We start from the raw sequence: 13972 nt of genomic DNA on the forward strand, positions 1-13972 counted from the left end.
GACTCATTAAGCTAACGTGCTGTCTGGCATCAACCACAGGCTCACTGTCTTTCGCTGTAGTCATCAATTGCTCCTGGAAAATTCAGTATGAAATAACATTAAACTGCGACTCATTAAGCTAACGCGTTGACTGGCATCAACAACAGGCTCACTGTCTTGGGTATGTAATAAACAATGCCAATATCGAAGATGGGGTAATTGCGGCAGGGCAAAGGTATGTGGCAACTCATCGGCATTAATCATCAGCAATAACGCCTCTGTACTCTCCGCAACCGCACCAAGGTCTGCATCAGCTAAATTGCCGATTAAAATCACGCTTAAGGTGCGGGTATGATGTTCACACCAATATGATTTTGTCATTGCTTCACCTTGGCGGTTAAACCACGCTAAGCCGTTATCAAATAAGGCTTCCGGTTTATGAATAAACGCTTGATGACACAACATCGGGAAGCGTTTTCGCAAGCTAATCAACTGGGCGGTGAAATTAACTAACGACCAATCTATTTGTTGCCAGTCAAACCAGCCAATAGGATTATCTTGGCAATAGGCATTGTTATTGCCCTGCTGTGTTTGACTGGACTCATCACCTGCCAACAGCATAGGTACGCCCTGAGATAACAATAAACAGGTTAATAAGTTACGTTTTTGTCGGTCTCGAATGGCGTTAATAACCACATCGTCACATTCGCCTTCAATGCCATAATTACTGCTGCAGTTTTCTTGATGACCATCGCGGTTATCTTCACTATTTGCCAAATTGTGACGATCGCGGTAGCTGACCAAATCATGCAAACTAAAGCCATCGTGACTGGTGATAAAATTGATGCTGGCTGAGGGTCCACGACCATTATGTTCAAAAAAATCACTCGAGCCATGAAATCGCTTGGCAAACTCAGGTAATAAGCCACTGTCACCACGCCAGAAACGGCGCATAGCATCACGGTAACGATCATTCCATTCACTGAATGCCACCGGATAATTACCTAACTGATAACCCCCCGGGCCAATGTCCCATGGCTCAGCAATCAACTTCACCTTGCACAACACGGGATCTTGCGTAATAGCATCAAAAAAGCCGCTGCCTGGATCAAAGCCATAGGCCTCTCGGCCGAGACAACTGGCCAAATCAAATCGAAAGCCGTCTACCCCCATGACTTCAACCCAATATCGCAATGAGTCCATGACTAACATCAACACTTGGGGATGATTGAGGTTAAAGGTGTTACCACAGCCAGTATCATTAATGTTAAAGCGTTTTTCATTGGGCAATAACCGGTAGTAACTGGCATTGTCGATACCGCGAAAACTGTAAGTTGGCCCTAAATGGTTGCCTTCAGCGGTATGGTTAAACACCACATCGAGGATCACTTCAATCCCCGCAGAGTGAAGAGTGGAGACCATTTGCCTAAACTCGGCAATATCACCCTGTCCTGATAAATAAGCCGAATGTGGCGCCATAAACGCAATACTATTATAGCCCCAATAGTTATTGAGGCCTTTTTCAATCAAAAAAGGCTCATCAAAGAAACCATGCACCGGTAATAACTCAACGCAGGTGATGCCTAAATTTTGCAAATAATCAACTATCTGCGGGCTTGCTAACCCAGCAAAGGTGCCTTGTTGCTGTAAGCTGACATCAGGATGTTGTTGAGTAAATCCCTTAACGTGGGCCTCAAATATAATGCTCCGAGCCAGACTAATGTTAAGGGGTGTAATCGGAATGTCCTTAACAAATCCACAATCTATGACCTGTGCTTTGGGTAAATATGGCGCGCTATCTTGTGTATCAAACGACAAATCCTCCTTAGTAGCATCAATGTCATAGCCATAAAGCGCAGAGTGATATATCAGCGTACCCACCAACTTTTTCGCGTACGGGTCGAGGAGTAATTTATGATGATTAAAACGATGACCGAGTTCGGGCTGATACGGTCCAAAAACGCGGTAACCATACAGTAATCCCGCTTGAGCATCGGATAGATGGCAGTGCCAAATTTGCCGTGTTTGGTCGCGCATGATGTATTGCGCCACCTCAATTTGCCCCGTGGGGTCAAAGATACACAACACCACTTTGGTGGCGTGCGCTGAGAACAACGAGAAATTAACCCCGTCATCGTCAAGTGTCGCCCCGAGTGGATAAGGATAACCGCTGGTCATATCCATAACATACCCTTGTGAAGTAGAAACCATTATGTGAGCGCCAATTTATGCTGTTGGTTCATCCAGCTCATCTAGCGCAGGGGCCCAGAAACAGCACCCTAACGGTGGCACTGTTATCACGATACTTTGTGGCATGCCTTGCCACGGCGTAGCTTGTGTTTCACAAGCCTCATCATTAACCACATGACTGCCGCCATAATGACGATGGTCACTGTTGATGATCTCCACATAATCTCGATCGGTCGGAACTCCAATCCTGAAGTCGTGATAAACCTGTGGCGACATATTAACCACAATCACCACTGGCTGCTGTTTATTGATGCCAAAACGACAAAACACTAAAATGTTATTGTCAGCATTATTACCGTCGAGCCATTGGAAACCGTCACTATTGTGATCGCGTTGATATAACGCAGGGTATTGCTGATAACATTGATTGAGATCGCGCACCCAATCTTGCACACCTTGATGCGGTGCATAGGTTAATAAATGCCAGTCGAGGCTCTGGTCATGATTCCACTCGCTGCGTTGTGCAAACTCATTACCCATGAACAACAGTTTTTTGCCAGGATGCGACCACATAAAGCCGTAATAAGCGCGTAAGGTGGCAAATTTCTGCCAATCATCACCGGGGATTTTATGCAATAACGATCCCTTACCGTGTACCACTTCATCATGACTAAGGGACAAAATAAATTGCTCGGTAAAAGCGTACATTAAGCTAAATGTCAGTTCTCCATGGTGATAGCGTCGAAAAAGGGGATCGCTGCTGATGTAACGCAGCGTGTCGTTCATCCAGCCCATATTCCACTTAAAACCAAAACCTAAGCCGTTATTACTGGTCGCTTGAGTCACGCCTGGCCACGCCGTGGACTCCTCAGCAATCATATTAATCCCGGGAAAGGATTGGTACATGCGCGCATTTAACTCTTGTAAAAAACTGATGGCGTGCAGGTTTTCGCGGCCGCCAAATTCATTGGGGACCCATTGGTCGGCAGTGCGACTGTAATCGAGGTATAGCATTGATGACACGGCATCAAGGCGCAAACCATCAAAATGAAATTCGTCTAGCCAGTAATAGGCATTACTGTATAAAAAGCTGCGCACTTCCGCGCGGCCATAATTATAAATTAACGTGTCCCAGTCGGGATGCTCACCTTTGCGTGGATCTTCATGTTCATATAAGCAACTGCCGTCAAACCTAACAAGTCCATGAGGGTCGCGAGGAAAATGCGCTGGCACCCAATCCAGCAACACGGCAATACCTTGTTGATGGCACTCATCAATAAACGCTTTAAGACCATTCGCGTCACCAAAGCGGTATGTAGGGGCAAATAATCCCACTGGTTGATACCCCCAAGAACCGTCAAACGGATACTCACTGATGGGCATCAATTGTAAATGAGTAAAACCCATTTCTTTAACATACGGCACCAGCTCTGCAATTAACTGTGTATAGTCAGTATAATCTTGGCCGTCATCGCCCGTTCGCCGCCATGAAGCTAATTGCACTTCATAAATTGACATCGGTTGTGCATGAGACTGACTGCTTGCTCGGTCGGTTAACCAGTCACTATCTTGCCAGTCATAGTGTTCTGGTTTTGGAATTTTTGACGCATTATGTGGTGAGGGTTGCATCGCAACCGCATAAGGATCGGATTTAATGATCTCATTGCCGTGCATGTCGCAAATTGCGTATTTATAATGTTGTTCAGGTTCAACATCAGCAATAAAAATATCCCACAAGCCACTGCCTGGATGGTGGCGTAATACATGGCGTTTCTTGTCCCATAAATTAAAATCACCGATCAGCGCCACTTGCTTCGCATTAGGTGCCCAAACACAAAAATGGACACCCGTGACACCATGATGCTGGCGCCAATTAGCCCCTTGAAAGTGATAGGTTTGCAGCTGGCTTCCTTCACCAAAAAGGTACACATCATCTGGATCCAATACACTATCAAATTGATATGGGTCAATGATTAACTGCTCACACAATGGATATTTGACTCGCAATAAATACTGAAACGGCTTAACTCTACGAGCAATTTTACCGGCAAATAACCCTTGTTCATTGACATGCTCAAGGCTGGCCACTTTACGGTGGTCTTTAGCACTCAATACATCAACACTCAGCGCACCTGGCAGTAAGCAACGAACAACCAGTGCTTTACCGTCATTAATACTGTGCATTCCAAGCAATGAAAACACATCTGTGTATTCACCATTTAATAAGGCAATTTCGCTTCCTGAATGAAAATACGGGGTCGCTACAGTCATAGTCAATGATCCATTATTGGGCGTGTTTATCGGATGAAGAGGTGTCTGCAGCGCTATAGTTACTGCGAGTTTGCCGAGCAAACTTTATGGCATCGAGACGTTGCTGTACTTTAGGGCTTTGAGACATTTGCTTAATTGATAATGGTAATCGCCGTTGCCAATTAGGAAACTCTTTCCATGTCCCTGGAATATTCACCCCATGCTTATCGGCGACTAAGTCGCTCAACTGGACGCTGAATAATTGAGCATTGCCCTTCGCAGCCACATGGATCCAAGCCAACATAATGATATCAAAGTCCAATTGATCCACTGACACTGTCAAAGTAGGTAACTCAAACGCCTGTTCGCGGATAAGTAAATCGACTAACTGCTGCTTCTCAAGCTGACGCTGGACAATTATTTGTTGTAACTTATCATCAGTTTCAATCAACTCTAGCTCACGCCGTAGCCGTAAATCGGCACCCGTCCACCACGCTGCAAGCGTCGGCACATCATGATTAGCCAGCATCATCAAGCTTTGATACTTGTGGTCTTTTGGCGCCTTAAAGCCATGATGATCTTTACAGAAATAGAATAATTCGTTAGATAAAATGCCCGCATCGTGTAAAAGTGACACAATTTCGGGTGGCACTATGCCTAAATCCTCACCAATGACGATGCAACGAGCACGTTGACTTTCCAGGCAAACAATCGCTAATAAGGTTTCAAGCGGGTAATAGACATAGCTCCCTTGACCTAGTTCTTCATCCAGCGGCCACCACCATAAACGCAGTAGCCCCATGACATGATCAATTCTCAATGCCCCGCAATTTTGCATATTGCTGCGAACCAATTGAATAAAATGACAAAAATTATCCTGCTTTAATTTTACCGGGTCGAATGGCGTTAAGCCCCAATTTTGACCTTGTTCGGCAAATGGATCTGGCGGCGCACCAATGCTGGCGTTATCACAAAATAAATCCACATTGGCGCTAACTTCTGCGCCCTGACTCACCGCACCTACGGCCAAATCACGGATCAATCCAATACTCATGCCACACTGTTTGGCATTTAACTGACAAGCTTGTAATTGCTCATTGGCGATAAACTGCAGATACAAATAAAAGCCTGCATCTTGTGTGAAATTTTTTGATGCTAACTTCATTTCTGTATCAACAAATTGCATCAACGCCACTCTATCCTGCGCCAAAAATGCCAGATAAGCTTTGAACCTAGGGGTTTCTAGCTTAACGTGTTGATAGTTAAATATTTGATACAACTTCTCAAAAGCAGCGTATTTAAGACTTTGAACCTCCTCATAATTAATGAGATGAGCGTGATTAAGTGCGCGCTTTTTTTGTTGCCATTTCTGTGATGATAACTCCCCATTCAACGCTTTATACTCATAAACGGCTTCAATTTGAATGTACAAGGGATTTAACCGACGGCGATCTGTTGGGCTGTATGGACTGGGGTTATTTGGCTGGCTGATGTCTAAAGCATGTAATGGATTAAGCAGAATAAAATCAGCACCGGCCTGAGCCGCGTAATCAATAAGTTCGGCTAAATTACCAAAATCGCCGATACCCCATTGAGCATCATTACGTAATGCATACAGTTGAGCGTTCAACCCCCAAGATTGTTTACTGCTTGTTGATTTCTGCGCTAAACGCCCTTGATAAGCCATTGCGGGCGCAACCATCAATTGTCCGTGTAAGGTTTCTGTACGGGCAGGATCATTTAAAAACGCTAAGCTAGCCTGGTAGTAGCCTAGATGCAGGTTTGATTTATCAAGCAATAATCGATATTGGCAATAGCGCTGGCCGTTAATATAATACTCGCCAGTGATAACACAATCACTCACGTCAGCGTTAACAATAATAGTGTCAACGTTTTCACCGCTGACGGTCACTGCAAAGGCAAATGAATAATGCTCTGGCAGATAGATATCAATATGAGGTTTATCGATAGCACACCATTGGAATTGATGCAGCGGCATCAACCAAGGTAGCACATCAAGTTGCTCGATTCTCGCGGCTATCGGTTGCGCTGATAATTGTTGTTGTGTAAAAGCCTTCATGTCAAATGGCTGCTGGCCAGAATCATTATCTCCGTGAAGATGATCGTGTTGATGAAGAGATGACGGCAACAACATTGTGGTTAAAATGCCCTGCCTGTCCTTAGTAGGTATATGAACAAGATTACCGAAAAAATCGATAAATTCTGCCCCAACACCTTGCAAATACAGCAACTTCTCCAGTCCCATATTTGTCTTCCTCGTGATAATTAACTGCATTTATTCCAGCAGTTACCATGCCAGTTAATTATAACAAATACAATACAGATTAATGACAATAAAATAATAGAGCTCTTTATTTTAAATCAATCGCTTATCCTAAACAGTCACTATTAAAACGTTTATTTAATACAGTTGTTTTAACATTATTTATTGAGCACTAATGGTGCAATATACACAAAATAGTGCAGTTAATTAATCTGTCTCATGGGTGATATGCCTCAAAATAGCGCAGCTAATCGAGTCATTATTTCGATACTGATGGCTATGATGCTGACATCGAAAAGTCACCATAACGTTGCCGTCTAATAACTCAAGCCATGCCAATATTATGTGCTTCAATAAGTCGACAATGGACTCAACAGGGTTAAATCATCTTATTAATGTCTGTTAGCTTGGCGTTGTCACTGCTAAGATTGATCATGGTTACTCTAATTGCTGAAACAATAGAGACTTACAATAGGCTTGTTTGAGGTCATATGCGGTGCGTTGTTGGTTATTGAGTGACGCGAATACCGAATGTCAGCTAACGTAGAGCCAACAATTGGAAATACCCAATATCAATGAACAAACACGAATTCACCCTGCGCTATAACTTGCATCGCCTGCGTTCTACCATTACTTCTGCGCCCCAATCGTATCTTGGCCGCCAAGCAGCGGTATTAATCCCTGTGATTGAAATAGAGCAACAACTGCATCTTATGTTAACCCGACGTCCGATGCATTTACGTCACCATCCTGGGCAAATTAGCTTCCCAGGCGGCAAAGTTGAACCTGGTGATATTAATATTATTCATACCGCACTGCGTGAAGCACACGAAGAAATTGGTTTATCCCCAGAAAATGTTGATATTTTAGGTCTGTTCCCTGCCCATAAAACCTTTACCGGTTTTGAGATCACCCCTGTCGTGGCCTTAGTCAAACAGCCCTTTGAACTGGTGATCGACCCTGGTGAAGTTGATGATTGTTTCTCAGTACCCTTGAGTTTTTTTATTGAGCAGAGTAACCGTCATAAAATGTTTCATTACCGCCATGGCGCATATTATCAAGTGCACTTTATGCCATTTGAAGACAAGTTTATTTGGGGTGTAACAGCAGCAATAATTGACTTATTGTGCCGTCATATAGAAGTAAATTAACAACAGTGCATGGACGGTTTGCACCAAAAACCGATTTATTTTCAAAATCAATTCAGCTTCGAGCTATTAATAAGCTCAGCATACATAAGTGGATTTACACTAAGTAACGAATATACAAACCCGCTGACAGTGATACCAACAACAACAAGGGTATATTGACCCAAAAACCAATCCGCGTCGTGGTTTTGGCATAAAAGTTAACCAGTAGATTGAGAAAACTGATCCCAGCACACCACCAAATAAGATATTCCAATTTTATGGTTAATTCGGGGTCCCAATGTAATCGCACCGATACCCCTTTACTCAAAAAGTACCCTACCGCGCGATCTGGTCTGGCTTCGCCAAAAATAATCAATGCATAAATGGCTAAACTCCAGCCTAATAACGAAAAGATGGTCAACACCACTTGTATAATACCTAAACGAGACATGCCCTATTCCTTGGTTGACGAGATAATAAAAGGCTAATTCGCCAAATATTTAACCGACTTAGTCAAAAGTATCACAATATTCACCATAGAATAGCGTTTTCAGCTTGAGAAAAGTCACCAGCAAGGTAAGATAAACGCCAAATTTATATTTATATTCGTTATGTTGGAGAATTAAGCAACAATGAGCATTGCATCTGTCGCTTCTGTATTTAAAGCTGAACACGCCATTGGTTCACAAGTCACTGTCCGTGGTTGGGTCAGAACTCGTCGTGATTCAAAAGCGGGGATCTCTTTCTTGGCCGTGTATGACGGTTCATGTTTCGACCCTATTCAAGGTGTCGTGCCAAATAGCCTAGCCAATTACAATGACGATGTATTGAAATTGACTGCTGGCTGCTCGGTTATCATGACCGGTGAAGTGGTTGCCTCTCCTGGTGCCGGTCAAGCATTTGAACTACAAGTATCTGAAATCGTGGTCACAGGTTTTGTTGACGATCCAGATACTTACCCAATGTCGGCTAAACGCCACTCTATTGAGCATTTACGTGAACTTGCCCATTTACGTCCTCGCACTAACATTATTGGTGCAGTTGCCCGTGTACGTAACTGTTTATCCCAAGCTATCCATCGTTTCTATCATCAAGAAGGCTTTATTTGGGTATCAACTCCTTTAATCACGGCTTCTGACTGTGAAGGTGCCGGTGAGATGTTCCGCGTGTCGACATTAGACATGGAAAACTTGCCGCGTACTGAAGCCGGTAAAGTTGATTACGACAAAGACTTCTTCGGTAAAGAAGCATTCTTAACCGTATCGGGCCAGTTGAACGCCGAAACGTATGCCTGTGCATTATCTAAAGTGTATACTTTTGGCCCAACGTTCCGTGCTGAAAACTCAAACACCACTCGCCACCTTGCAGAGTTTTGGATGGTCGAGCCAGAAGTGGCGTTTGCAACCTTAGACGATGCTGCTGAATTAGCAGAAAAAATGCTTAAGTTCGCTTTTAAAGCAGTACTTGAAGAACGCATGGATGATTTAACCTTCTTTAACGAGCGTGTCGATAAAACGGTTATTGATCGTTTGCAGGCATTCGTCAGCAGCGATTTCGCGCAAGTGGATTACACTGATGCGGTAGAGATTTTGAAAAACTGCGGTAAAAAGTTTGATTTCGCAGTCGAATGGGGCATCGATTTACAGTCTGAACACGAACGTTATTTAGCAGAAGAGCACTTTAAAGCACCGGTAGTCGTTAAAAACTACCCTAAAGACATTAAAGCTTTCTACATGCGCTTAAATGATGACGGTAAGACCGTTGCAGCGATGGACGTACTTGCTCCAGGTATCGGTGAAATCATCGGTGGCGCGCAACGTGAAGAGCGTTTAGATGTATTAGATGCACGTTTAGCTGAAATGGACTTAAGCCAAGAAGATTACTGGTGGTACCGTGACCTTCGCCGTTACGGCACCGTACCTCATTCAGGTTTTGGTTTAGGTTTTGAGCGTTTAGTCTCCTATGTGACTGGCGTTAATAACATTCGTGATGTTATCCCATTCCCACGCGCACCTCGATCAGCCAGTTTCTAATTATCTCGATAATATAAAACTGCATAAACGCGCCAATTGGCGCGTTTTTTATTGACTGTTTGACCTGTTATTTTGATATTTACCCTCTTGCTATCGCCTTTCTACTCACCACATTGACTATCCCTATCTTAATGCGGGCGTCACAAGGTGATGGCCATAAATGAACTTAACATAAATGAACTTAACATAAATGCCACGAGTAAAGCTTATACCCACAGCTGTTCTGATAAGGCTTTGTTGTTCATGCTATTTCATTAATAATAAAATCAATCTGGGCAGGTGTTCAGTGAGTAAATGAACCGTTAGATATGGCTCATAGATAGCGATCTAAATATTAACAATATGAATGCTCTCTGAATTATCCCGCGACTAACGCTTCGCTCAGATCTCGATTTTTTTCCGCCAAATGAGATAAATAAAACAAAAAAAGTCAGCAAATTGCTGACTTTTTGTACCCACTAAATGTTGGCTTTCAATAATAGTCACGGTATTACGTGCGCCACCACTAATGCAAACCGAAACGAAGTTAATCAATTAACTGAAGCATAATCTCATCTGGTTAACTCCCTCGGCCAGATTTAGACATCTTGACATTGATAATGTGGCCGTTTGGTTTCAGCTGAATGTATTAACTATTTACAATGATGAGATCGCGTAAATGTTTGACGTCATCACGCACGGCCGCAGCTTGCTCAAACTCTAAGTTCTTAGCATGTTCATGCATTTGTTTTTCCAGTTTATCAATTTGATGACTCAAATCGGCAATGCTGGTGTATTTCGCTCGCTCTTCTGCCACTTCGGCATATTTAGAGTGATTTTTACGGGTACCTTTGCTGAAGTTAGTACCACCCACATCCATCACATCTGTGATACTTTTCACTACCCCTCGCGGTACTATGCCATTGTCAATGTTGTGTTGGTGTTGTTTTTCACGGCGACGATCAGTTTCATCCATGGCTTTAGCCATGGAGTTGGTGATGCGATCCGCATATAAAATGACTTTACCGTTAACATTTCGGGCAGCGCGACCTATGGTCTGTATAAGTGAGCGTTCTGAACGTAAAAAGCCTTCTTTATCTGCATCTAAAATGCACACTAATGAGACTTCAGGCAGATCCAGACCTTCACGTAATAAGTTGATTCCGATCAGCACGTCAAAATGCCCTAGACGTAAATCACGAATAATCTCAACTCGCTCAACGGTATCAATATCAGAATGCAGATAACGCACCTTCACTCCATGTTCGTCAAGATATTCGCTGAGATCTTCTGACATCCGTTTGGTTAATGTGGTGACCAACACACGTTCATTGACCGCCACGCGTTTGTGGATCTCAGACAAGAGATCGTCAACTTGAATTCCCACAGGGCGAACTTCAAGCACAGGATCGAGCAATCCTGTTGGCCTTACAACCTGCTCAGCTATCTCGCCGGAACTTTTTTCAAGTTCATATAAGCTGGGTGTCGCCGAAACAAAAATGGTTTGCGGCATTAACCGCTCAAATTCTTCAAACATAAGCGGCCGATTATCTAATGCTGATGGTAATCGAAACCCATACTCCACTAAGTTCATTTTTCGGCTTCTATCGCCTTTATACATGGCCCCAATTTGCGGCACCGTCACATGTGACTCATCGATGATAAGTAAGCCGTCTGCCGGCAAATAGTCTAATAAGGTTGGCGGGCCCTCGCCAGTGGATCGGCCTGATAAATAACGCGAGTAGTTTTCAATCCCTGAGCAATAACCTAACTCGACCATCATTTCAATGTCGTATTGAACGCGCTCAGTGATCCGCTGAGCCTCAATCAGTTTATTGTTATCGAGTAAATATTGACGACGTTCCCGTAACTCTTGTTTAATTTCTTCAGTCGCCGCAATAATTTTTTCTCGCGGAGTCACGTAATGTGTTTTTGGATAAATTGTGGTGCGAACTATTCGCTTATTAATCTGTCCGGTCAAGGGATCAAATTCGCTTAAGCGTTCTATTTCGTCGTCAAATAATTCAATTCGAATCGCTTCTCGTTCAGATTCTGCTGGAAAAATGTCTATTACTTCACCGCGAACACGATATGTGCCGCGTTTTAATTCAATGTCATTGCGTTTGTATTGTAATTCACTGAGTCGGATGAGAATGTCACGTTGCCCGATAAAATCACCCTGGCGTAAATGCAATAGCATTTTCATGTAGGAGTCGGGATCACCCAAACCATAGATAGCGGACACAGAGGCAATAAGTACCACGTCTTTACGCTCTAATAACGCTTTAGTGGCCGATAAACGCATTTGCTCAATGTGAGCATTAACCGATGCATCTTTTTCAATAAAGGTATTAGAAGCGGGTACATAAGCTTCTGGTTGATAGTAATCGTAGTAAGACACAAAGTATTCAACGGCGTTATGTGGGAAAAACTCTTTCATTTCACCATAAAGTTGCGCCGCAAGGGTTTTGTTGGGCGCCATAATAATGGTGGGCCTGCCCATTTGCTTGATGACATTGGCTATGGTGTAAGTTTTGCCTGATCCTGTTACGCCTAATAACGTTTGACTCGCAACACCTGATGCTAGGCCATCCACTAATTTTTTTATCGCTGTAGGTTGATCGCCCGCGGGTTCGAACTTGGACTCTAGGGAAAATACTGACTCTGACACAACACGGTTTCCTATTCTATTGAACCGATGATCATATACCTAAACACGGGGAAATGGCGATACATAATCGTACGGTATTAGCGGTAACTTACATCGATAAGCATGGGCATTGATAAACCCTTGACTGAAAAACCTTGGCCTCGCAGCTAAAATATTGTGAGATGATCTTATTGCGATATAAGATCATTATCAGTCAGATACTCCCTCAATATGACAGAATAAACGTCATTTAATGAAAGTAATAAACAACATCATTAGATCAGGTAGAAAGGTCGCTAATACGCCGAAAAATCAGGCTAAAGCTCAATTTAATACACAATCTATATGACAAAGAGATTACAATTTTGCAACTGACAGAACAGTGAGCAAAAAAAGAAGTTGCTTTTTTTATGTCACTGATTAAAAACAACTTAAATTATCGCCAATTAATTGTACCAATTTAAGTCCGACTCAAGTACTACAAGGGATTGCCGCTCATTTACAGTAGAAGTCCACAAGTTTATCCACAGATTTAGTGGATAAGTCAAGAAAGCTCAATACTGCTGCGGGGTAGCGCCCAAATGAATTTCATCAGAGCGTAAGAAAGTTGTGATGAAATTTAATTACATTTGCACATTTATACGAAAGATAGCGACAATAGTTCAGCTGTTATTTTAAATCATTAGTTAACTGATAGCTTAACAATGCATTGAAGGTCGATCAACATTGCGATCATATCTCGCCAGCTCAAATATTCATTCAACAACTATCACCCGACCCATCTCGCTTGTCATCATTGGCAACGTCCATGCAATGGCTTTTGAGATAATACCAATACTCGAATAACCCCGCCTCACCTGGCAGTCACGTCCGACTCTCTCTTTCGCAATGACATCACAAAGGCCCTCATCAAGTCTGTCGACGATATATTTATAATATGACCTGTGGTATCAAACTCCTTGCAATAAGAAAGCATACGCCATGACAAGGCTCTATGGCTCTATTCATCCAAGGTCTTCGTCGACTCAATATGATTAACTGGCACTTTCCAAAAAAAGTGTCGAAAACGAAATCAGTTTATTAACGAAAACGGATATAAACACGTTCGTCTTGCAAAACATATCTGAAAAAGGTCAACGTAAACACCCAGTCATAGACACCAAATATAAGCGCCCCAGCAGAATATCGTCGTTATCACCTTAAGAATGAATTTTAAGAGTAAGTGATTAATTTTCTTTTCATTGTTCAAAAATCGACATAAATGCCCAAAAGTCGTTCACGATGTGTGTTTGGTAACCAATTAGGCACATAAATGCGTTTTTTTTTATAACTCGAGTTGACTCAGTTACCAGAGCGTTTTACTATGCGCTCCGTTCTCGGCAATACATTGCTAAAAACGCTTCCCCAGTAGTTCAGTTGGTAGAACGGCGGACTGTTAATCCGTATGTCACTGGTTCGAGTCCAGTCTGGGGAGCCA

7 protein-coding genes and 1 tRNA gene are annotated in these 13972 nt (G+C 42.9%); 3 read left to right on the forward strand and 5 right to left on the reverse strand.

The genetic code is table 11. The features are described 5' to 3' along the window. Positions 1-63: 63 nt before the first annotated feature. Genes glgX through malQ form a run of 3 tightly spaced genes read right to left on the reverse strand, consistent with a single transcriptional unit; the run spans position 64 to position 6685 of the window. Positions 64-2163 (reverse strand): glycogen debranching protein GlgX, encoded by a 2100-nt coding sequence (glgX, locus tag AAEZ00_RS19760; RefSeq protein WP_351089587.1) that lies wholly within the window; start codon positions 2161-2163, stop codon positions 64-66. A 42-nt stretch (positions 2164-2205) separates the two neighbouring features. After that, positions 2206-4440, reverse strand: coding sequence for a 1,4-alpha-glucan branching protein GlgB (gene glgB / locus AAEZ00_RS19765; protein ID WP_351089589.1), 2235 nt, complete (start codon positions 4438-4440; stop codon positions 2206-2208). A gap of 13 nt (positions 4441-4453) precedes the next feature. Then, a complete protein-coding gene (malQ, locus tag AAEZ00_RS19770; RefSeq protein WP_351089591.1) occupies positions 4454-6685 on the reverse strand; it encodes a 4-alpha-glucanotransferase in 2232 nt (743 codons plus the stop codon). A gap of 593 nt (positions 6686-7278) precedes the next feature. On the opposite strand from malQ, the gene AAEZ00_RS19775 reads away from it, so the two are divergent. Beyond that, positions 7279-7854 carry a CoA pyrophosphatase gene (locus AAEZ00_RS19775; RefSeq protein ID WP_124013064.1) on the forward strand — a complete coding sequence of 192 codons (576 nt, stop codon included), beginning with the start codon at positions 7279-7281 and terminating at the stop codon, positions 7852-7854. A gap of 94 nt (positions 7855-7948) precedes the next feature. On the opposite strand, the gene AAEZ00_RS19780 is transcribed toward AAEZ00_RS19775, so the two are convergent. Beyond that, positions 7949-8284 carry a hypothetical protein gene (locus AAEZ00_RS19780; RefSeq protein ID WP_124013063.1) on the reverse strand — a complete coding sequence of 112 codons (336 nt, stop codon included), beginning with the start codon at positions 8282-8284 and terminating at the stop codon, positions 7949-7951. Between the two features lie 181 nt (positions 8285-8465). On the opposite strand from AAEZ00_RS19780, the gene asnS reads away from it, so the two are divergent. Continuing rightward, entirely contained in the window at positions 8466-9866 is a 1401-nt protein-coding gene (asnS, locus tag AAEZ00_RS19785; RefSeq protein WP_101031133.1) for an asparagine--tRNA ligase, read from the forward strand. A gap of 628 nt (positions 9867-10494) precedes the next feature. Here asnS and uvrB read toward each other — a convergent pair. Then, positions 10495-12516 (reverse strand): excinuclease ABC subunit UvrB, encoded by a 2022-nt coding sequence (gene uvrB / locus AAEZ00_RS19790; RefSeq protein ID WP_124013062.1) that lies wholly within the window; start codon positions 12514-12516, stop codon positions 10495-10497. Positions 12517-13896: 1380 nt separating this feature from the next. On the opposite strand from uvrB, the gene AAEZ00_RS19795 reads away from it, so the two are divergent. Beyond that, a tRNA-Asn gene (locus AAEZ00_RS19795) sits at positions 13897-13972 on the forward strand.

This window comes from Shewanella sp. S1-49-MNA-CIBAN-0167 (assembly GCF_040310145.1).
Lineage (GTDB): Bacteria > Pseudomonadota > Gammaproteobacteria > Enterobacterales > Shewanellaceae > Shewanella > Shewanella psychromarinicola.

Excerpts from the sequence above, each read along its gene's own strand:
- glgX (WP_351089587.1), bottom strand. The coding sequence starts at position 2,163 with ATGGATATGACCAGCGGTTATCCTTATCCACTCGGGGCGACACTTGAC.
- glgB (WP_351089589.1), bottom strand. The coding sequence starts at position 4,440 with ATGACTGTAGCGACCCCGTATTTTCATTCAGGAAGCGAAATTGCCTTA.
- AAEZ00_RS19780 (WP_124013063.1), bottom strand. The coding sequence starts at position 8,284 with ATGTCTCGTTTAGGTATTATACAAGTGGTGTTGACCATCTTTTCGTTA.
- asnS (WP_101031133.1), top strand. The coding sequence starts at position 8,466 with ATGAGCATTGCATCTGTCGCTTCTGTATTTAAAGCTGAACACGCCATT.
- AAEZ00_RS19775 (WP_124013064.1), top strand. The coding sequence starts at position 7,279 with ATGAACAAACACGAATTCACCCTGCGCTATAACTTGCATCGCCTGCGT.
- malQ (WP_351089591.1), bottom strand. The coding sequence starts at position 6,685 with ATGGGACTGGAGAAGTTGCTGTATTTGCAAGGTGTTGGGGCAGAATTT.